Annotated in this window: 19 protein-coding genes and 1 pseudogene; all 20 read left to right on the top strand. The window is 50.0% G+C overall.

The window, feature by feature from the left end:
* The first annotated feature begins 32 nt into the window (after window positions 1–32).
* A complete protein-coding gene (locus IPF95_18160) occupies window positions 33–437 on the top strand; it encodes a hypothetical protein (protein MBK6476606.1) in 405 nt (134 codons plus the stop codon).
* On the top strand, window positions 437–1,162 hold the full coding sequence (locus IPF95_18155; protein ID MBK6476605.1) for a DUF2490 domain-containing protein: 726 nt from the start codon (window positions 437–439) through the stop codon (window positions 1,160–1,162). The genes IPF95_18160 and IPF95_18155 overlap by 1 nt, the downstream gene beginning before the upstream one ends.
* A gap of 32 nt (window positions 1,163–1,194) precedes the next feature.
* A complete protein-coding gene (locus IPF95_18150) occupies window positions 1,195–1,863 on the top strand; it encodes an SCO family protein (GenBank protein MBK6476604.1) in 669 nt (222 codons plus the stop codon).
* A 130-nt stretch (window positions 1,864–1,993) separates the two neighbouring features.
* Window positions 1,994–4,183 carry a tetratricopeptide repeat protein gene (locus tag IPF95_18145; protein MBK6476603.1) on the top strand — a complete coding sequence of 730 codons (2,190 nt, stop codon included), beginning with the start codon at window positions 1,994–1,996 and terminating at the stop codon, window positions 4,181–4,183.
* Window positions 4,184–4,450: 267 nt separating this feature from the next.
* Complete coding sequence (locus tag IPF95_18140) at window positions 4,451–6,649, top strand: tetratricopeptide repeat protein (protein MBK6476602.1); 2,199 nt, start codon at window positions 4,451–4,453, stop codon at window positions 6,647–6,649.
* A gap of 203 nt (window positions 6,650–6,852) precedes the next feature.
* A complete protein-coding gene (locus tag IPF95_18135; GenBank protein MBK6476601.1) occupies window positions 6,853–7,365 on the top strand; it encodes a hypothetical protein in 513 nt (170 codons plus the stop codon).
* Window positions 7,366–7,590: 225 nt separating this feature from the next.
* Window positions 7,591–8,103, top strand: coding sequence for a hypothetical protein (locus IPF95_18130; GenBank protein ID MBK6476600.1), 513 nt, complete (start codon window positions 7,591–7,593; stop codon window positions 8,101–8,103).
* A 318-nt stretch (window positions 8,104–8,421) separates the two neighbouring features.
* A pseudogene (locus tag IPF95_18125) lies at window positions 8,422–8,592 on the top strand (transposase).
* A gap of 421 nt (window positions 8,593–9,013) precedes the next feature.
* Window positions 9,014–10,216, top strand: a complete 1,203-nt coding sequence (locus IPF95_18120) for a pyridoxal phosphate-dependent aminotransferase (protein MBK6476599.1) — start codon at window positions 9,014–9,016, stop codon at window positions 10,214–10,216.
* Window positions 10,217–10,599: 383 nt separating this feature from the next.
* Window positions 10,600–11,085, top strand: coding sequence for a hypothetical protein (locus IPF95_18115; GenBank protein MBK6476598.1), 486 nt, complete (start codon window positions 10,600–10,602; stop codon window positions 11,083–11,085).
* A 454-nt stretch (window positions 11,086–11,539) separates the two neighbouring features.
* Window positions 11,540–13,066, top strand: coding sequence for a T9SS type A sorting domain-containing protein (locus IPF95_18110; protein ID MBK6476597.1), 1,527 nt, complete (start codon window positions 11,540–11,542; stop codon window positions 13,064–13,066).
* A gap of 236 nt (window positions 13,067–13,302) precedes the next feature.
* The gene (locus tag IPF95_18105) at window positions 13,303–13,749 is read left to right on the top strand and encodes a hypothetical protein (protein MBK6476596.1); all 447 of its coding nucleotides are present in this window, start codon (window positions 13,303–13,305) and stop codon (window positions 13,747–13,749) included.
* Window positions 13,746–16,742, top strand: a complete 2,997-nt coding sequence (locus IPF95_18100) for a hypothetical protein (GenBank protein ID MBK6476595.1) — start codon at window positions 13,746–13,748, stop codon at window positions 16,740–16,742. Before IPF95_18105 ends, IPF95_18100 begins: the two co-directional genes overlap by 4 nt.
* A gap of 352 nt (window positions 16,743–17,094) precedes the next feature.
* A complete protein-coding gene (locus tag IPF95_18095) occupies window positions 17,095–17,607 on the top strand; it encodes a hypothetical protein (protein ID MBK6476594.1) in 513 nt (170 codons plus the stop codon).
* Between the two features lie 224 nt (window positions 17,608–17,831).
* The gene (locus IPF95_18090; protein MBK6476593.1) at window positions 17,832–18,143 is read left to right on the top strand and encodes a hypothetical protein; all 312 of its coding nucleotides are present in this window, start codon (window positions 17,832–17,834) and stop codon (window positions 18,141–18,143) included.
* Between the two features lie 315 nt (window positions 18,144–18,458).
* Window positions 18,459–19,142, top strand: coding sequence for a response regulator transcription factor (locus IPF95_18085; protein MBK6476592.1), 684 nt, complete (start codon window positions 18,459–18,461; stop codon window positions 19,140–19,142).
* Between the two features lie 85 nt (window positions 19,143–19,227).
* On the top strand, window positions 19,228–19,641 hold the full coding sequence (locus IPF95_18080; GenBank protein MBK6476591.1) for a hypothetical protein: 414 nt from the start codon (window positions 19,228–19,230) through the stop codon (window positions 19,639–19,641).
* Entirely contained in the window at window positions 19,619–19,813 is a 195-nt protein-coding gene (locus tag IPF95_18075) for an ATP-binding cassette domain-containing protein (protein MBK6476590.1), read from the top strand. The genes IPF95_18080 and IPF95_18075 overlap by 23 nt, the downstream gene beginning before the upstream one ends.
* Before the next feature lie 2 nt (window positions 19,814–19,815).
* On the top strand, window positions 19,816–20,118 hold the full coding sequence (locus IPF95_18070) for an ABC-F family ATP-binding cassette domain-containing protein (protein ID MBK6476589.1): 303 nt from the start codon (window positions 19,816–19,818) through the stop codon (window positions 20,116–20,118).
* 39 nt (window positions 20,119–20,157) lie between these two features.
* A partial coding sequence (locus tag IPF95_18065) for an ABC-F family ATP-binding cassette domain-containing protein (GenBank protein ID MBK6476588.1) occupies window positions 20,158–20,705 on the top strand: 548 nt, incomplete at its 3' end.

Genomic DNA, 20,705 nt, shown 5'->3' with positions numbered 1-20,705 from the left:
TTACATTTGCCCCTCGTTAAATTATCGTTACCATGAAGTTCATCCCAGCAATGGCGCTTGCAGGCGCGCTACTTTTCAGTGCTTGCTCCAAAGACCCCGGTGAGGGCGGAAAAGCCGAGGTACAAGGCACTATTTTTCAACAGGAATACAATAAGAATACCGGTCTCATAGTTGGCGTTCCCATTCCAGTGGCAGAACAACGCGTGTACATCCGTTATGGCGATGACACCTTCGCCAGTGATGATACGCGAACCGAACCTGATGGCACCTACCGTTTCCCATGGTTGCGCAAAGGTTCCTATACGGTCTACACTTATTCCGAGTGCCAAGAGAACACCTGTGATGGCAACCAGTACCCCATTTACAGTACCGTAGAGATAGGTAGCCGAAAAGAAGTTGTGCAAGTACCGTTGATCACCGTTAAGTGGTACGATTGATGCGTTCTTTTCGAATGGGTTTTCCGTGGATCGCAGGTCTTGCTTTCGTGATCACATTGGCCTGCACTTCTGCCAAAACGTATGCACAGGAACGCGCCCAACCTATTCGCAAACACGAACTCTGGGTATCCCTGGATGTGGAAGGTGGATTGCCAAAGGTATTCAAGGACCTATTGGGAAAGGACCTCTACAAACGATTCAAACTAGCCGCTGAATTGGGTTATCGAAGTGACGATGTGTTCTACGCTCCACGGCAGGTGTACACCGATCTTGGTGCAAATTTCAAGCTGAATGGACATTTCGATATCGGCGTAGTTCAACGCATCAGTTTCCGTCCGGAGGACAACACAAAACACCGCACAAGTCTCCAGTTGAATTTCGATACCAAGTGGAAGCGCTTCGGACTGGAATACCGTTTGGGCTACCAACATAATTACACGGAGTTCGGTAGTGCGCGCGAGATGGTCCGCAATAAATTCTCCTTGAGCTACGACTTCAAAAATTTCAAGTTCGATCCCGAGATCAGTACCGAATTCTTTACGTGGGTCGGCTACCAGGGGATCCAACACACCAGCACGCGCCACTCCATTGGCACATCGTACTCCCTTTCCAAAGCACATAAGATCAGCTTTAAGTTGATCCACGATCGCGATCATGGTGTTGCCTGGCCAACCTATCGGTGGATCTATTCCATCGGTTACGCCTTAGATTTGCGAGACCTTTAATTCCAGCCGTGGAGCACCAGACCAATAGATCTATAGGCGTTCGCATTCTCCTTTTCCTCGCGGTCGCTGCGGTCGCTATCATCGTGGGATGGCAGATCCTAAAGCCCAGCGACGTTCTTCCGATCTATCATCCGTCGCAATTGGACCCACGCCTTGTGGCCGATGATGTCAAAGGCCGGACCGGAGAACATCATATTTCCGATTTCAAGTTGATCGATCAACACGGGGCCATTGTGGATTACAGCGACGTAAAGGATAACATCATCGTAGCCGATTTCTTCTTCACGACCTGCGCGACGATCTGCCCGAAAATGACCACGCAAATGGGACGTGTGCAAGCAGCATTCCCGAAAGAAACTCCGCTGATGCTCCTCTCCCACTCCGTTACACCAGAAATGGATTCCGTTCCCGTATTGGCGAGCTATGCCGAATTATACAAAGCTGATTACGATCGCTGGCGTTTTCTGACCGGTGACAGAAAGCAGATCTATGACCTCGCTAGAGGATCCTACTTCGCAGCAGTGGATGAAGGTGATGGAGGTCCGGATGATTTTGTGCACACGGAAAATTTCGTTCTGGTTGATCCGCAACGCCGGATCCGTGGTTTTTACGACGGCACCAAAACGGTGGATGTTGATCGGTTGATCGGGGATATTGAGAAACTGTTGGATGAAGTAAAGGATCCTCTCCCTGAGAAGTAGACCGATACTATGACCTGCCCTCTGAACTCTTCATCATTGCATATGTACTGCTCGGAATAGTGATAATGCCTTTTGGCGGCCCCAATGGTATAACTTGCTCAGATACGCCTCTCTCAGTTGCCGGAATTACATGCTCCGAGCCGCACTCACCATCCTTACCATACTAGCAACACATGCTTATGGACAATATCCGTTGGATTCTCTTTGGCGTGCCTTCCAAGGACAAAAGGTTTCTCGCGAGCAGCTGGTAACGCTCCACCAGATCATCACTGAAATGCGTTCGGTGGATCAGGACAGTTGTTTGAATTTGTCGCACCTTCTTGTTGACCGGGCACGCGAACAGCACGATACACTGATGATCGGCCAAGGCTACCGTGATGTGGGCATCGCACATTTAATGATGCGATCCAGCGAACCGGCACTGAAAGCCTTGGATAGTGCACTCTTTTACTATTCCACCAGATTGGACTCGGCCTTCTTGCGCGGTGCTGGAGCGGCGGAAAGCAACATGGCATATGCACACAAGAACAGTGGGCGATTGAAGGAGGCCATGCACCATTATCTACTCAGCTTAGGCCTGCACGAACGCGCAAACGATCCGGAAGGGGCAATTTATTGCTACAACGGCATTGGCAGGATCTACGAAATACAAGGAAAACACGACAGTGCGCTCTACTATTATGAACGGGTTGTGAGCGAAGGCGAAAGGATCGGCATGGATGATATGGTAGGCGGTGGTTACGGAAATATGGGGAACGTCTATACGGCGACGGGCCGAATTGGTGAGGCGATCGATGCTACGTACAAGAGCTTAGCCATACTTGAACGTATCAGTGACCTAAAAGGCGTAGCCGCATGCCTTACCACTATCAGCGAATTGAAACGCGCAATAGGCGAGGACCAAGAAGCGCTTGACCTCTTGCGACGTGCTTATGACCTTTACCAAAAGGCCGATTATCGCCAAGGAATGATGACCTCCGGAAGTAGCATTGGCGCCCTTTTAATGGAGATGAATGAGGCGGATAGTGCAATCGTCATGTTGGAAACAGCGCTGCAGTTGGAACGCGAAGGCGATGTAAAGGACTTGATGGGAAGAACGCTTCTGGAACTTGGGACAGTTTACCGTCTCGTAGGAAGAACAGCGGATGCGGAACGGATCTTGAACGAAGCATTGATCTTGGCACAAAGCCTGAACGACCAACCCAGTGAAGCCCAAGCATTCGCCAAACTGGGCAGAACATCGTTGGATAAAGGCGCTATTCAACAAGCCATTCAACGATGCACCAAAGGCCTCACTCTGGCAGACAAGAATTTGATCTCCACCGAACGACGAGACAATTGCGAGTGCCTCTATTTGGCGTACAAGGCTCAGGGAAATGGCTTGAAGGCATTGCAATTCCATGAAACCTTCATCTCGATCCGCGATAGTTTGGTCAATGATAGGGCCCAACGCCAATTGACACAACGCGACCTATTGTACACCTTCGGCAAACAACAACTGGCCGATAGCCTCGCCTATGCGAGCGAGCGCGAACAGCTGGAAAGCGAACGAATGATCGAATCTCTTCGCGCTGATCAGAATCGAAACCGCGCACTGGCAACCGGGATCGGAGGCATCTTGCTGCTTGGAGGAGGCATCGCCTGGTTCATCACCGATCGTAGGCGCAGACAAGAGCGATTCGAAAAGGAATCAGCAACGCTGGAAACACAAGCACTTCGCAGCCAGATGAACCCGCACTTCATCTTCAATGCGCTCAACAGCATCAACGCATTCGTTCAGAAGAATGATCAGGACAGTGCGACAAGCTATCTCAGCAAATTCGCCCGTGTTATGCGGTTGGTCTTAGAGAATAGTAGACATGCCGAAGTGCCCTTGAACGATGATCTTGAAGCACTTCGCGGGTACTTGGATCTGGAACGTATGCGGATGGAAAAGAAGTTCGATTTTACGATCACCGTGGACCAAACTATCGATCCGGAAGAGGTCATGGTGCCCCCATTGGTGGTGCAACCCTTCGTGGAAAACGCGATCTGGCATGGTATGGCAGGCAAAGAAGGCAAAGGGCACATTACACTCAGTGTTGCTAGGCGCGGTAGCCAAATGGTATGGACCATTGAGGATGATGGCGCTGGTAGGCATGCGAAAAAGGAAGCATCACCTCTTGGACAACCCATGAAGAAAACGTCACTAGGAACCGCCATAACCCGCTCGCGCTTGGATCTGGTGCAGAAGCAACACGGTGGTAAAGCAGGCTTCCATTACACGGACCTTCCGCAAGGTACCCGCGTTGAGGTGGAGATGCCATTTTTGAGTGCGTAATAGCCACGGCCGGCAACGGAAATGGGATCATGCGCCGTGCGCTTTCTATATGTCCATGTATTGCTACGGAACGCGATTTTGAAGAAGCATCGATGATACTTCATTCCGAAGTCCATCAGTTTGGTACGCAAGATCTCTTCGCACAGGTAAAAAGCGAGTAATTCGGGGGTATTAATATCGCGAGATGGTTTTACATCTCCGCCCATTGTCCGCATATCTTAATTTGGTCGGGGACAAGACTTCCGGGACCATTCAACATACTCTCCCATGTGGCGATCTATCATCCTACTCCTTATTGTTCCGTTCACCACGTTCTGCACCGCGCAGGATGATCAGAACGATTCGTTGTGGAATGTCTACAGGACTCCCGGAACTCCCACGCGCAATAAACTTGAGGCATTGAACCTGTTGACAAATGCCCTGCGGGCCAACGATCCGGACAGTAGCCTGACGTTGGCCAAGCACATGGTGGAACTTGCGATGCGCGCCAATGACACGTTCATGGTGGCTGAGGGATTAAGGAAAGAAGGCCTGGCCCAGTTCACGAAGGGAGCCACGAAAAAAGCGATCCAATTGGTCGATAGTGGGCTACACATCTTCTTGCTTAGGGAAGACTCCGCATACTTGGTCGGTGCTGCAAATGCGGAAAGCAATCTGGGATTCATTGAACAGCAAGAAACCAACATGGATGCTTCGATCGCCCATAATCGGCGAAGTATGGCGCTGCACTTGAAGGCAGGACATGAGATCGGGTTGGCCTATTGCTACAACGATATTGGGCGAGCACACCGGATACAAGGGCGACCGGACAGTGCGTTGGTCTGTTTCGCGAAAGTTGTGGAGATCGCTGAGAAATATGATGATGAAGCCGTGGCCTCTTGGGGCTACAATAACATGATTGTGACCTACAACGATATGGGAAGGATCGGGGAAGCGATCGATCTGGCTTACAAGAATATCGCCACCATGGAACGTTTAGGAGAACCACTTGAGATCGCTCATAGCTATGTCATGCTCAGCGATCTGCGTGCTTCCCTTGGTGATCCCAAAGAGGGCTTTCCGTCTATGCTGAAGGCCCACGAACTGTTCACTGAAATAGGCGATCGACCTGGTATGGCGCATTCGCTAAGTGGTCTTGGCAGCTTGCTTTTCGATAGTGGTCGAACGGACAGTGCGATCATCGTCCTGAAGAATGCCTACGCATTGGAAAAAGAAGCCGATCTGAAATATCCCATGTGCCAGACCATGCTTTTGCTTGGAAGATCGTATCGGCTCATGAAGAACTATGAGGAAGCAGAGAACATCCTCAAGGAATCGTTGGTGATCGCTGGAGGTATGGACTATCAGTTGAATATTTCAGGGACCCTTGCCGAACTTGGTAAGTTGGATGTGGTCCTGGATCGACCTGAACTGGCCGTTACGAAATGCAAGCAAGGCCTTGTAATAGCTGAACGGATCAAGGCCGCGGACGAGCGCTTATTGAATTGCGAATGCTTGTACCAAGCATACAAGGCATTGGGCAACGGAGATCTGGCGCTGGCCTACCACGAGATCTTCGTTGGCGTTCGGGATAGCCTGTCTCTGGAAAGCACACAACGCAAACTTACCCAACGTGATATGCTGTACACCTTCAATAAAGAACAGCTTGCGGATAGCTTGGAGTATGCTGCGGAACGCGAGCAACTGGAAAGTGAACGGACCATCGAGTCATTGCGTGCTGATCAGAACCGGAACCGCGCTTTAGCTACAGCGTTTGGCGGCTTGTTGCTGTTAGGTGGGGGTGGAGCTTGGTTCGTAACCGATAGAAAACGAAGAGCGGAACGATTTGAAAAAGAGGCGGCTACACTGGAAACCCAAGCATTACGTAGCCAGATGAACCCGCACTTCATCTTCAATGCGCTCAACAGCATCAACGCATTCGTTCAAAAGAATGATCAGGACAGTGCGACAAGCTACCTCAGCAAATTCGCCCGTGTTATGCGGTTGGTCTTAGAGAATAGTAGACATGCCGAAGTGCCCTTGAACGATGATCTTGAAGCACTTCGCGGGTACTTGGATCTGGAACGTATGCGGATGGAAAAGAAGTTCGATTTTACGATCACCGTGGACCAAACTATCGATCCGGAAGAGGTCATGGTGCCCCCATTGGTGGTGCAACCCTTCGTGGAAAACGCGATCTGGCATGGTATGGCAGGCAAAGAAGGCAAAGGGCACATTACACTCAGTGTTGCTAGGCGCGGTAGCCAAATGGTATGGACCATTGAGGATGATGGCGCCGGCAGGCATGCGAAAAAGGAAGCATCACCTCTTGGACAACCCATGAAGAAAACGTCACTAGGAACTGCCATAACCCGCTCGCGCTTGGATCTGGTGCAGAAGCAACACGGTGGTAAAGCAGGCTTCCATTACACGGATCTACCACAAGGTACCCGTGTTGAGGTGGAGATACCGTTCCTGAACGCATGAGCAGTCTTCCGACTGATGATCTGGGACTTATCAATAAACTAGGCCGTATTTCATAGTACGGTCATGGGCTTTTTAAGCCTACTTCCGCCACTTACTCTTTCCCACCCGCCATTTGCTCGTTCCCGCTTCGCCAGGGGTGATGACAGCCGCAGATTTGCACTGTCAAACAACAACGACACACACCCCTAACAAAACCAACTCAAATGAACTTCCAACCACTCCACAAGCGCACTTTACTCCACACAGCTCTCTTCATTCTTGCTGTTACTTGCTCACTCTTCGCCAATGCACAAGGCCACGTAGTATTCAAAGGCAGCATTCTTATGGCCAACAGCACCAATGCTGAAGTTTCCATGATCGTTACTGATGGTGTCGACACCATGGATGTGATGATCGGCCGCCATGGCCAATACAACTTCGCTGTTCCGGCCAACGAGATCGTTAGTGTGATAGTGACCAGCGAGAACCACATCACCAAAGAGATCAAGCTTGATACCCACAACGCTCCTGAAGCTAAGGGTCCATTTGCTCGCACGGCGCAGGTAGAGTTCTATGTGGAGCTGGAGCCTCAATCAACGACGCAGCCCATGATGTACAGCGGTCTCGCAGGAAGCATCTATTTCGCACCACAAGGCGAAGGTGTTCGGACGATGATCGTTCCTACGCCACAACCAAAGAACATGCTGGTTTCCAACACCTTTACCGCAGCGTTGTAAGTAAATCCCTTCTTCGGAAAATGGGCCGCCTCAGAGCGGCCTTTTTCCGTTTCCGGGGTTTAAAGTCTGTATTCCGAAATGCATGTTCATCATGGCCTTCAACCTATTTCCGCCACTTGCTCTCTCCCACCCGCCACTTGCTCATTCCTGCTTCGCCAGGGGTTAAGGCAGCCGCAGATTTGCACTGTCGAACAACAACACACACCCCTAACAAAACCAACTCAAATGAACTTCCAACCACTTCACAAACGCACGCTTCTCCACACAGCTCTCTTCATCATCGCTGTAACATGCTCACTCTTCGCCAATGCACAAGGCCACGTGGTCTTTAAAGGCAGCATATTAATGGCCCAATCCACCAATGCTGAAGTTTCCATGATCGTTACCGATGGCGTGGATACCATGGATGTAATGATCGGCTGCCATGGCCAGTACAATTTCGCAGTGCCTACCAACGAGACCGTTAGCGTGATCCTTACCAGCGAAGAACACATCACCAAAGAGATCCTACTCGATACCCACAATGCACCAGTAGCAAAAGGCCCATTCGCACGCCCAGAAAACGTAGAATTCTACGTGCAACTAGAGCGCCAGGACAAGAACTACCCAATGGAATATGATGGCTTGGCCGGCAAGATCTACTTCACCCTACTTGGAGAGGGTGTTCGCACCTTGCTCGTGCCTACACCACAGGCCAAGAACATGCTGGCTAGCAATGCCATTGCCGCAGAGTTATAAAAAACCTATCACTAGGAAAAATGGGCCGCCTCTGAGCGGCCTTTTCCGTTTTGTTGAAAAGCCGTTGGAAGTTGATCTGTGTGATCGACATGTAGGCATGGCTTCACGAAGAAAAGTCGTGTTCAAGGATCTCGGACCCGGCACAAGCGATGAATCTACTGCCATCTCTGGAAGGTGTGGGTGGGGGCTTTTGTAAAGTAAAACCACTTCCACCGTGAACAACATAAGAGCCACTGGGAGAAACACCCCTTTACACAGAACAGGCTCCATTACAACGCTGCGCGTAACGAATGCGTCTGCCCATAGGCTGGACCACAACTAAGGGTCCAAGCCCGTGAAAGGCTCACCAGCGAAGAAGGTCTAAGACATCGCAGCATCAGACCGATGGAAGTGGGATCGGCCTTCGGCAACCTGAAACAGAGCAAACGCTTCATACGGTTCAGGCTCAGAGGACTGGACAAAGTCACCTTGGAAACCGGCCTACTATAACAGCGATCTACTTGAAAAAGTTGGTCCGGATCCTTCAAGAACAGGCCGAGCAATGCATCAAACGTGCCCTTTGTTCATCCCAGTACAACACATGGGCACAGCAGCATGTGATCCCGATCAGCTGGATATCCGAACGTAAGCCGCATCCGATCACTATTAAATGAAAAAGGGGTCATCCCTTTCGAGACGGTCCACTTTTGGTTAGTATTGGTACTACCCTTGCGCAATACAAAATAGGCTAAAGCCGCGCAGCTATTTTTTACCAAGGCGATTCAATATGGTTGACGCATTGCCTTTGCTACGGGGCCACTAATTTGGAGATGCCATGATGAAAAAGAGCAAGTAGATCGGGTTATTTTCGTATTGCGAAAGGGTATGATCGCGTAATCACGAACTTCGCACCGTTCTAGACAGATCTGATATGCCAGCTATTTCCACCAAAGGGCGCAACATGCCCGCCTCCCCCATTCGTAAGCTCGTCCCTTTTGCTGAAGCAGCGAAGGCCAGAGGGGTCAAAGTGATCCATTTGAACATTGGCCAACCGGATATCCAGACTCCTGAAGTAGCCTTGGATGCGATCCGCAACTTGGATCGAAAAGTGATCGAATACAGCCACAGTGCCGGATACGAGAGTTACAGAAGAGGTCTTGCGAAGTATTACCAAGCACATAAGATCGATGTTGATCATGAGCAGATCATCGTGACCAATGGCGGTTCGGAAGCACTGCTGTTCGGAATGATGGCCTGTTTTGAACCTGGTGACGAGCTGATCATACCTGAACCGTTCTATGCCAACTACAACAGCTTTGCGCTCTCTTGCGGTGTGTCACTGATCCCATTACAGACGAGTGTCGATGATGGGTTCGCACTACCTGCCGAAGAAACATTCGCACCGCTTATTACTCCACGGACCAAAGGTATTCTCATCTGCAATCCGGGCAATCCTACGGGGCGTGTCTACGGAGCTGATGAGTTGGAGCGCTTGCGCGAGATCGTGCTCAAACATGACCTTTTCCTATTTTCGGATGAGGTTTACCGCGAGTTCTGTTATGATGGCACTGAACATATAAGTGCAATGACATTGAAAGGTCTGGAACAGAATGTGATCCTGATCGATAGTGTGAGCAAGAGGTATAGCATGTGTGGCGCTCGTGTTGGAGCGTTCATTACCAAGAACACGGATGTGTATTCCGCAGTGCTTAGAATGGCACAAGCGCGGCTTAGTCCACCAACATTCGGGCAGATCGCTGCAGAAGCTGCACTCAAAACACCACCTTCCTACTTTGAGAACGTAATTGCAGAGTACAAGGCTCGACGCAATACATTGGTGAATGGCCTGAATGCTATTCCGGGCGTTCACTGCCCTATGCCGAGCGGCGCATTCTATTGTGTAGCAGATCTTCCCATTGACGACTCTGATCGTTTCTGCCAATGGTTATTGGAAGAATTCGAATTTGAAGGCTCAACGGTCATGATGGCGCCATGTACCGGATTCTATGCGTTCCCAGAACGCGGTAAGCGCCAGGTGAGGCTTGCGTATGTTCTTGAATTGCCTTTTCTCGAATTGGCAGTGAAGTGCTTGGCAAAAGCACTGGAGGTATACCCCGGTCGTGATCGAGCTTGATCACTTATCAACAATTTAGCGGGTCAGTAGAAGGCGCTATGCCCGGTTCCAAGGAACGGCATAGTTGGGTCAGCCGTGACTATTGGTCGCACACAAAGGACTGATATCAGTAAAATATGCTTTATCAGGGGCGATTCCGTTGCGCTGCCCACAACCCTTATTGGCACCAGCGTTCGATTGGAACGAAGTGTGTAGATCGTACTACTCGGTAAAGATCAACATCCGCACCCATTGACAAAATTTGCTAGTTCGTCGAACTTAGCACGCCATCCGTCGAATCTCCCTGTAACCTATTCCACGCTGCCGCGTAGAACTGGGAACTAAATTAAAGACGATGGAACATCACGTATCGCCATTGATCATTGAAAACTGATCGAACTGCTATGAGACCATTCACTCGTCTTCTCACCGTCGTCGCGCTTATTATCGCGCTATGCCACGTTAACGAATCCACTGCTCAATATTCATATCAAGCAGAGGTAATTCCATTAACTCCGATGCGATCACCAAAGCCGATGATGTCGGAATTGGTGCGCACCATCGGGGTGATCGACGTGTCGCATGATCATGGAACACGTTCCTTACAATTCACATCACCAACTGCGGTCTCCTTACAACAACTCCGTTCTCTGATCGGACCACATGGTTTTTTTGCAATTCGTGTCAGTGACGGAAGGCAAAGTGAGAGCGATGTGAAGAGTCTGGATCCGATGTACGAACTCTTTCCATCCAAATACGATACAGGGAATGAGATCGAGGATAATACACGCTATGAAACAGCTAAAGCCCAATGGATCCTTGCACATCCGCTGGAATATGACGCGCTGGTCAAGGGTGAACATCCAGTTACTAAAGACAGTGATAAATAAGATCATGATACGCGTTAGCTCTCTCCATAGCATCTTGACCGCAGGCGCACTGATGCTGTTCTGTGCTCCATTCAATGCATTTTCCCAGTGTGGGAATAATAACATATTGCTTGCAGGTGGGAATATAACACCTACCTTGTCCAGGAACTATTAACGTGACATGCGTTAATCCCGGGCGATCACGCTATGAGTAAACGTAGTTGCTGGAAATATTTACGCTTTCAGTACATGCGGTGCGACCTATGATACGCGGATAACTCTATTTAACAATGCGGGCGGTGCTGCCATCGGGTTCAATGATGACTTCTGCGGTTTGCAATCGCAGGTTTCATGGATAGCCAGCTACACAGGTCTGCTCCGTGTTTTGGTTGATGAGTACCTTTGGTATGACCCCTGCGCGCACTCAGGCGTATGCTCTCCATTGTCAATATCATGCTCGCCGCCTCCGGTACCCATGACCAATGATAATTGCGCGGGTGCTATTGTCCTACCGGTCATTGAGAACTGTTTCGTACAGAATTTCACCAACTCTGGTGCAACAGCTTCCGGCAATTTACCTGCACCAACGTGTGGCGGAGCACCTAATACCGATGTTTGGTTCCGCTTCGTTGCACCTGCAAGTGGTGTGGTAAGGATCAACTCCAATGCGGTTACATTGAATGACGGGGTGATGCAATTGTACTCCGGCACGTGCGGAAGCTTAACGCTGGTCGCCACCGGTTGTGATGATGATAGTGGTCCGGGTCTGATGCCGGACATCGACCGACGATGCAAAGCACTTACACCGGGAGCCACCTATTTCATACGCTATTGGGGACGCAGTAATACCTCAGGGGTATTCAGCCTATGCGTACGAGGCCCGGATAACTTTCCAACTCCTACCGAGGATTGCGCAGGTGGGATCACCGTTTGCAGTAGTCAAGCGATAAATAATTCCGCAGATTATACGGGATGTAGCGTAGATCTCACTGCGTCGAACAGAGGATGCCTCTTGGGCAACGAACGCCAAGGCACATGGTACTATTTTTCGCCACAAAGCGCAGGAACCATGGGTTTCTTGATGATACCCACAGATGCCATGGGTAATCCCGTGAACGTGGATTATGACTTCGCTATTTGGGGCCCAATGAATACACTGACCTGTCCACCCACAGGCACGCCATTGCGTTGTTCATGGGCCTATCCACCAGCCGTTCCGGGATACCCAGGCAACGTCGCATACAGGAACGGACTGGTCGCGGGGAACACGGACGTATCTGAAGCGGATAACGGTTCGGGGGTGAATGGACTCGTCGCGCCTATCGTCGTTGGTGCCGGTCAAGTCGGGAAGATCTATGTCATGTACGTGGACAATTTCGATATCACGGGACAATCATTCAGCCTAAACTGGAACCTGAGCACGCCTACCATGCTGGATTGCACTGTCCTACCTGTTGAATTGGTCGATTTCAAAGCAGCGGCTCTGAAGGACCGCGTTCTACTGAACTGGAGGACCCAGACCGAATCAAATTTCGATCAGTATGTTGTTGAACATTCTATGGATAATACTGATTTCGTGCCCATTGGCAACGTAATTGCAGCGGGCACATCGTTCGGAACGCTGAATTATGAATATGTCCATAATAACCCTCGGACAGGTATCAATTACTACCGATTGAAACTGCTTGAACTGGATGGATCATTTACCTATTCGAACGTATCACCGGCGGTATTCAAGCGCGATGAGAACATACTTCTTCCTCGTCCTAACCCTGCCAATTCAACGATCCAGATAGACCTACCTCTTGGCTTTACGGAACAAGTGTCCCTGAACCTCTTCGATGGAAGCGGGCGGATGGTAAAGACAGTGAGTATCCTTGTTGGTATTGGACCATCATTCGTGAATATTCCTGTGGGAGATCTTGATGCCGGGATCTACTCGATCCATTTATTCGATCGGCAAGAGAACCACATCGGTTCTGGTCGATTTATGAAGGAATAGAATCTTTTACAACAACTTAGGAGGCGGTGCATCACATCGCTCTTCAACGGACGTCTCTTCGCGGAAAGGGGCGTTCACTATTCAGGAAATGCCTTCCACCGGAAACTTGTGCTTTGGCACAATGGTCCATGAGGCAACCAATTGGTAAATTGTTCGTCGTATTATAGAATGTATTAGGCGCTGATCGGATCATTGTCTAACTTGCAGAACCATTCGACGAACAAACTGACCCTTGGATGAATACATTGTACAAACGAATTTCCTACCAATTCCTGTTGACCTCATTGCTTTTCGTAATGGGGTTGCCGTTGTTCTCGCAGGTTTCGAACAACTACGTGTTGCGGGTCTCAGATGGTGAAGTTCAAGAGAAAATGTTCTACGAAGTGATCCGTTCACTTGATCCTTCCTCCATTATTTCGATCTCCGGACAGCACGTAAAAGTGCGCTTGAACGCAGCCATAGACGTTTCCGAACTGCTATCGGAACTCCGAGCGAATTCTGCAGGCAATTATTCGATCGACCAAGCTGCTACGGAAAACATATCCGCGAAGAACTTCCCTGTTCAGCAGAATACAGGTGATCCAATTCATGATGAAGCCGTGTATACCGCTGAGAAACGTGCGTGGATCCTGGCCAACCCGGAGGAATACAAGGCTATGAACCAACAAAACAGTGCAGAATGAGTAAAGCTTTATTCTCCTTCGTATCCGGTTCATTTCGAACATCGAATAGTACCAGGACAAATTCCTGGAATTCATGGCTCCGTGCATTGTTCTTGGTAAGTGTTGCACTTGCAATGAATGCGAATTCATTTGCGACCACATGTCCCGGGGCAACGGTAATAAACCCGGCCACACTCCCGATCGTGAACCAATCGCTTGTCTGTGGCGGTGCAGATGACCTTAACGCCACGAACGTCCCTGGAACACTCTGTGGAACTGGAGATCTAGCCGTTTACAAGAACGGAATTGAGGCGCTTTACACATTCACACCAACTACCTCTGGAACCTATAATGCATGGGTCAACGGACAAGCCTATAGTTCGATCCAAATTTGGGCGGGTTGCCCAACTGCTGGGGGCACCTGTGTTTATGGCGACGGAAATACCGGCACTTACACCTCCATTAACGTCCCTCTTGTTGCAGGTACGAACTATTTCATTTGGTTCGATACGTGGCCCGCACCGAATAGCCCATGTCCTGGTCTTTTCGGTCTCAATTTACCTCCTCCCCCTCCTCCCGCATGTGGTACTACGTTCTCCGACCCCGCAGGACCAGGCGCGAACTATACGAACAATACCAACTTTACACGCACCTATTGCCCTTCAGTGGCCGGTGATATGGTTACGTTGACGTTCACCCAATTCGCTACTGAAGCGAATTGGGATTTTGTTACCATCTATAACGGACCTTCTACAGCATCACCAGTTCTTGGCACATTCAGTGGCGCAACGATCCCAGGACCTTTTACTTCCTCTGCTGTAGGCGGATGCCTTACATTGAACTTCACTTCAGACGGTTCCGGTGTTGCCGCCGGTTGGTATGGCAATGTAACGTGTGGACCTCCAGTACCGCCACCACCCGCATGTGGAACGACGGTCTATGATCCAGGGGGTACTGGTAACTATGCCAACAATGCCAATTTTACGGCAACCTATTGTCCTACAGTAGCAGGGCAAGTAGTGACCATGAATTTCACGGCGTTCAATACCGAAGCAGGGTTGGATATAATTACTATCTACAATGGACCGACAACGGCCTCACCTGTGCTTGGTTCGTACAGTGGTACTGCAAACCCAGGGGCTATTACGTCCACCGCCGTTGGCGGTTGCCTTACCGTGAGGTTTACGTCCGATGGATCAGTTGTTAGAGCGGGCTGGACAGCGAATATCATCTGTGGACCACCACCACCACCATTGGGGAATGACAACCCGTGCGGTGCAACTAGTTTAACTGTAAACACAAGTTGTATTTCTTCGTCGAGCACTACATCCAGTTCTACCGGGACAACAGGACCACCCCCACCGACCTGCTCCAACTATGTTACCAGTGACGTTTGGTTCAGGGCAGTTGTACCTGCGAACGGATCGTTGATCATTGAAACCAACCCCGGAGTTATTACCGATGGTGGGATGGCTGTATATACGGCTGCATCGTGCGCAGGACCTTTCACGCAGATCGCTTGTGATGATGATGGTGGTGTGGGATTAATGCCCGCGTTGAACCTGACCGGTCTTGCTCCTGGAACTACTGTTTACATCCGTTTCTGGGAGTATGGTGGAGACAATAATGGTTCTTTCTCCATCTGTGTGCATACGCCACCACCACCTCCGACCGGTGATTGTGTCTATATCCTCAATTTGTACGATAGCTGGGGCGATGGTTGGGGTACATCGCAAGTTGGTGTTAGCATTAACGGAGGTGCGAATACGTGGTACACGGTAACAGGAGCAAATACACAGGTGCTGTTGGGCATGAACATTAATGATGTTATTGTACTTACCTACGATGCATCAGGCCCGTTCCAGTGTGAGAACAGTTTTTCACTCGGTATGTTGAATGGTGGCGTCTTCTTCAACTCCGGATCTTCACCTATTGCTGGTGTTTCTTTTGCACAGTCTGTGGATTGCGTAACTCCACCGGCCGCGCCGCAGGATTGCGCTGGAGGCGTTACGATCTGTAATGGACAAGCATTCAATAACAACAGTTCGAACACGGGTAATGTCAATGATCTGAATACTGCCAACCAAGGGTGTCTCCTTAGCGGCGAACGCCAAGGAACCTGGTATTATTTCTCGCCAAGTGCCTCAGGCACGATCGGGTTTACGATCACACCAACTGTACCTACGGATTACGACTTTGCACTTTGGGGACCGATGAACACTATTGCATGTCCTCCTACAGGTGCCCCCTTGCGTTGTTCGTATGCCGCACCATATGGACCTACCGGACTTGGAAATGGAGCCGTTGACGCTACAGAAAGTGCTAGTGGGGATCGGTTCGTGAGCACCATCAATGTTCTTGCAGGTGAGATCTACATCTTGTATATCGATAATTTCAGCTCAAATGGTCAAGCTTTCGATCTTGGCTGGAACTTGACCAATGGAGCTTCATTGGACTGTACCGTGCTCCCTGTGGACCTCCTTGATCTGCACGCTAGACCAATAAAAGGATCCGTAGAATTGAATTGGGCTACGGTTTCTGAGACGAATACCTCCCATTTCATAGTGGAGCGATCAATGGATGCGATCTCATTCGACCGTTTTGGCAGCCTGCCTTCCGCTGGAACGTCCGTCTCTTTGATCGATTACACTTTCGTGGATGATTTCCCATACGCTGGCAGTAACTATTACCGATTGATCCAGGTCGATCTTGACGGAACTGAAAAACCATCAAATGTTGTGCATGTGCTGTTCAAGTCCGGTGCCCCAATAGTGGTTCCGAATCCCATGTTGGACAATGCAACCGTCTACTTTGACGAACTACCGGAAGATGGCATGATATTGCGTATAATGGATGCCGGTGGGAGGATTGTTTGGAGCGTTCCCATGGGACCGGTAAATGGTTCTGGACGATTCGACTTTTCCTTGGCTGGATTTGACGCTGGTGCATACTTCCTTACGTTGACCAACGCGAATGGCACCTATGAAATGCATGCACGCTTTGTAAAGCAATAGATCGGTCATGTATTTGGTGAAAAAAGTTCTTTGGTCAAGTTCTGTCCTTAGTTGATCTGCGACCCGGATCATTCGAAAGGTGGTAAATTTTTCGTGCGGATCCATCCGATTCGGGCAACGAAATGGACCAAATAAAGCAGTAACAGGGCTGTCTCGAAAGAGGCGGCCCTGTTCCATTTCCATGGTGTTCAGAAAGATTTCTGCTTAGCATATCCATTGGGGGCCATGGCGTTTGCGCCACTTACTCTATCCCACCCGCCACTTGCTCGTTCCCGCTTCGCCAGGGGTGATGACAGCTGCAGATTTGCACTGTCAAACAACAACACACGCACCCCTAACAAAACCAACTCAAATGAACTTCCAACCTCTCCACAAGCGCACTTTACTCCACACCATCCTCTTCGTGATAGCTATCGGATTCTCCGTAATGGCCAACGCCCAAGGCCATGTTATCTTCAAAGGCCGTGTGCTCCGTACCGATATCACCAGCCCAGCCGTTTCCATGATCGTTACTGATGGTGTCGACACCATGGACGTGATGATCGGCCGCCATGGCAAATACAACTTCGCTATCCCAACCAACGAGATCGTTAGCGTGATACTGACCAGCGAGAACTACATCACCAAAGAGATCAAGCTTGATACCCACAACGCTCCTGAAGCTAAGGGTCCATTTGCTCGCACGGCGCAGGTAGAGTTCTATGTGGAGCTGAGCCTCAATCAACTGACGCAGCCCATGATGTACAGCGGTCTCGCAGGAAGCATCTATTTCGCACCACAAGGCGAAGGTGTTCGGACGATGATCGTTCCTACGCCACAACCAAAGAACATGCTGGTTTCCAACACCTTTACCGCAGCGTTGTAAGTAAATCCCTTCTTCGGAAAATGGGCCGCCTCAGAGCGGCCTTTTTCCGTTTCCGGGGTTTAAAGTCTGTATTCCGAAATGCATGTTCATCATGGCCTTCAACCTATTTCCGCCACTTGCTCTCTCCCACCCGCCACTTGCTCATTCCTGCTTCGCCAGGGTTAAGGCAGCCGCAGATTTGCACTGTCGAACAACAACACACACCCCTAACAAAACCAACTCAAATGAACTTCCAACCACTTCACAAACGCACGCTTCTCCACACAGCTCTCTTCATCATCGCTGTAACATGCTCACTCTTCGCCAATGCACAAGGCCACGTGGTCTTTAAAGGCAGCATATTAATGGCCCAATCCACCAATGCTGAAGTTTCCATGATCGTTACCGATGGCGTGGATACCATGGATGTAATGATCGGCTGCCATGGCCAGTACAATTTCGCAGTGCCTACCAACGAGACCGTTAGCGTGATCCTTACCAGCGAAGAACACATCACCAAAGAGATCCCTTACTCGATACCCACAATGCACCAGTAGCAAAAGGCCCATTCGCACGCCCAGAAAACGTAGAATTCTACGTGCAACTAGAGCGCCAAGGACAAGAACTACCCAATGGAATATGATGGCTTGGCCGGCAAGATCTACTTCACCCTACTTGGAGAGGGTGTTCGCACCTTGCTCGTGCCTACACCACAGGCCAAGAACATGCTGGCTAGCAATGCCATTGCCGCAAAGTTGTAAGCCTTTTGCATCTCGGAAATGAGGCCGCTAGATGCGGCCCTTCTCCGTTTTTATATACTCGTTCGGTCCTAGAGTGCTATCTTTTCGCCTCGCAACAAAAGCGAACCAAGAATGACCGAACTCTCCGCCGTGATCGTGGACGACGAACAACACTGTAGAGATGCCCTTAGCGGTATCCTCGAACGGAAGCATAAGAACATCAAGTTATTGGGTATGGCCACCAATGTGCCGGATGGTGTTGCCTTACTCGGCAAGGTTAAACCCAAGATCCTATTCCTGGATATTGAAATGGGCAATCAGACCGGGTTCGATCTGCTCCAAACGATAGGTCCTGACAGGCCACATGTGATCTTTACGACTGCTCATGAGGGCTTTGCGGTTAAGGCCATTCGCTTCAGCGCCTTGGACTATCTTCTGAAACCTGTAGATCCGGACGAGCTGGAGAGTGCTATCGCAAAAGTGCTTCAAGCAGAACGCACACCACAGACGCCTGATCAATTCATGGCGTTAATGAAGAACTTAACGCAACCCAAGAGCGCGGAAAGACGAATTGCATTGCCGGTCGCGGAGGGTTTGGAAATGGTGGATGTGGACAACATTACCTACTGCGAAAGTGATAGCAATTACACTGTGGTCCATCAAACAGATAAAAAACGCTTGGTGATCGACCAAACGCTGAAGGAGTTCGAGGACATCTTGGACCCTGAGCGTTTTATTCGCGTACACCATTCATACTTGATCAACGTAAAACACATCACCAAATACATTCGCGGAGAAGGTGGCGAAGTGATGTGAGCGATGGTACGAACGTGGCTGTAAGCCGAAGGAAGAAGCAGGAGCTGATGGATAGTTTGGCTCGGTTGTAAGGATATTGGTCCAAATGGGTCGTGGCACCGAACCAATACCGACCTTCGCGCCCCATGAACGTGCTTTCTGTAGAACGCCTTGCCAAACGGTACAGGCCACGCCAATTATTCGAGAATATTTCCTTCGGTCTGGAGCGTGGTCAGAAAACCGCGATCGTTGCTCGGAATGGTACCGGAAAAGCACCCTGCTTAAATGCATTGCCGGACTGGAAAAGCCGGATAGTGGCATCATTACCTTCAACAAGGGCCTGACCACCGGTTATTTGGACCAGAGCGTGGAGATGAATTCCACCCATTCCTTGTTGGATGAAATGTTGGACCAGAACGACCCTGTGACCAACGCCGTGAGAGCCTATGAACACGCTGTAGCCAAGGGTGCTGATGCAGATACGATGCAAGAGGCCATTGAGCTCATGGAGAGAGAATAAAGCATGGGATCATGAAGCCCGTGTAAATGTCCTGCTGCACCGCTTCGGACTGCGTGATATGGAGCAACCTGTCAATACATTAAGTGGTGGCCAGCAGAAGCGCCTTGCCATGGCAAAGGTCTTGATCCATGCCCCGGATGTCTTGATCTCGACGAGCCGACCAACCACCTAGATGTGGATATGATCGAGCAATTGGAGGATGAACTGAATGCACCCAACATGACCGTATTGTTGGTGACGCACGATCGCTATTTTCTGGACAACGTGTGCGACGAGATCGTTGAAATGGAGTTCGGTGATTTCACACGCTTCAAAGGCAACTACAGTTACTACGTGGAGAAGAAAGCGCTGCTGGATGATGCGGGATGCCACTCAGCACCATTTGCGCGGCCTCATGAAGAGACGAGCTGGAATGGGTCCGCAAAATGCCTAGAGCACGTGGCACGAAAGCAAGAGCCGCTTGGATGCATTCGATAAGATCAAAGCGGATGCCACCAAAAATTCGATCGCGAACAAGTGAAGATCGATGTGAAAACAGAGCGATTGGGCGGCAAGGTCATCGAAGCACGTAACCTCACCATGGGATTCGGGGATCGCAATGATCCTGAGACCTACAAACCGATCGTGGAGCACTTCAACTATTCCTTGAAGCGCGGTGACCGCATTGGTATTGTTGGACCTAATGGCATTGGTAAGAGTACGTTCATCGACCTGCTCACGAAACAACAGGAACCCGACATGGGTAAAGTGACCATCGGCGACACGGTGGTTCTGGGCACATTCGGCCAGCAGGGATTAAAACTTACGGAGGACAAACGCATCATTGAAGTGGTGCGCGAGATCGCCGAACTTATTCCGTTGAACAAAGGCAAAACACTGACCGCAAGTGGTTTGTTGGAACGCTTCCTGTTCGATAAGGACAAACAATTCCAATACGTAAGCACGCTGAGCGGTGGCGAGAAGCGCCGACTGTATCTGTGTACAGTGCTTATGAAGAACCCGAACGTTCTGATCCTGGACGAACCTACGAATGATCTTGATATTCCTACGCTCAATGCGTTGGA

This window comes from Flavobacteriales bacterium, assembly GCA_016704485.1.
Taxonomy (GTDB): Bacteria; Bacteroidota; Bacteroidia; order Flavobacteriales_F; family PHOS-HE28; genus PHOS-HE28.
The sequence above is the reverse complement of the archived record's forward strand: the minus strand, read 5'-3'. Positions and strand labels throughout refer to the sequence as shown.

Bases quoted from the DNA above. Each gene is read 5' to 3' on its own strand.
- IPF95_18160 (MBK6476606.1), top strand. From the start codon at position 33: ATGAAGTTCATCCCAGCAATGGCGCTTGCAGGCGCGCTACTTTTCAGT.
- IPF95_18155 (MBK6476605.1), top strand. From the start codon at position 437: ATGCGTTCTTTTCGAATGGGTTTTCCGTGGATCGCAGGTCTTGCTTTC.
- IPF95_18145 (MBK6476603.1), top strand. From the start codon at position 1,994: ATGCTCCGAGCCGCACTCACCATCCTTACCATACTAGCAACACATGCT.
- IPF95_18140 (MBK6476602.1), top strand. From the start codon at position 4,451: ATGTGGCGATCTATCATCCTACTCCTTATTGTTCCGTTCACCACGTTC.
- IPF95_18135 (MBK6476601.1), top strand. From the start codon at position 6,853: ATGAACTTCCAACCACTCCACAAGCGCACTTTACTCCACACAGCTCTC.
- IPF95_18130 (MBK6476600.1), top strand. From the start codon at position 7,591: ATGAACTTCCAACCACTTCACAAACGCACGCTTCTCCACACAGCTCTC.
- IPF95_18120 (MBK6476599.1), top strand. From the start codon at position 9,014: ATGCCAGCTATTTCCACCAAAGGGCGCAACATGCCCGCCTCCCCCATT.
- IPF95_18115 (MBK6476598.1), top strand. From the start codon at position 10,600: ATGAGACCATTCACTCGTCTTCTCACCGTCGTCGCGCTTATTATCGCG.
- IPF95_18110 (MBK6476597.1), top strand. From the start codon at position 11,540: ATGACCAATGATAATTGCGCGGGTGCTATTGTCCTACCGGTCATTGAG.
- IPF95_18105 (MBK6476596.1), top strand. From the start codon at position 13,303: ATGAATACATTGTACAAACGAATTTCCTACCAATTCCTGTTGACCTCA.
- IPF95_18100 (MBK6476595.1), top strand. From the start codon at position 13,746: ATGAGTAAAGCTTTATTCTCCTTCGTATCCGGTTCATTTCGAACATCG.
- IPF95_18095 (MBK6476594.1), top strand. From the start codon at position 17,095: ATGAACTTCCAACCTCTCCACAAGCGCACTTTACTCCACACCATCCTC.
- IPF95_18090 (MBK6476593.1), top strand. From the start codon at position 17,832: ATGAACTTCCAACCACTTCACAAACGCACGCTTCTCCACACAGCTCTC.
- IPF95_18085 (MBK6476592.1), top strand. From the start codon at position 18,459: ATGACCGAACTCTCCGCCGTGATCGTGGACGACGAACAACACTGTAGA.
- IPF95_18080 (MBK6476591.1), top strand. From the start codon at position 19,228: ATGGGTCGTGGCACCGAACCAATACCGACCTTCGCGCCCCATGAACGT.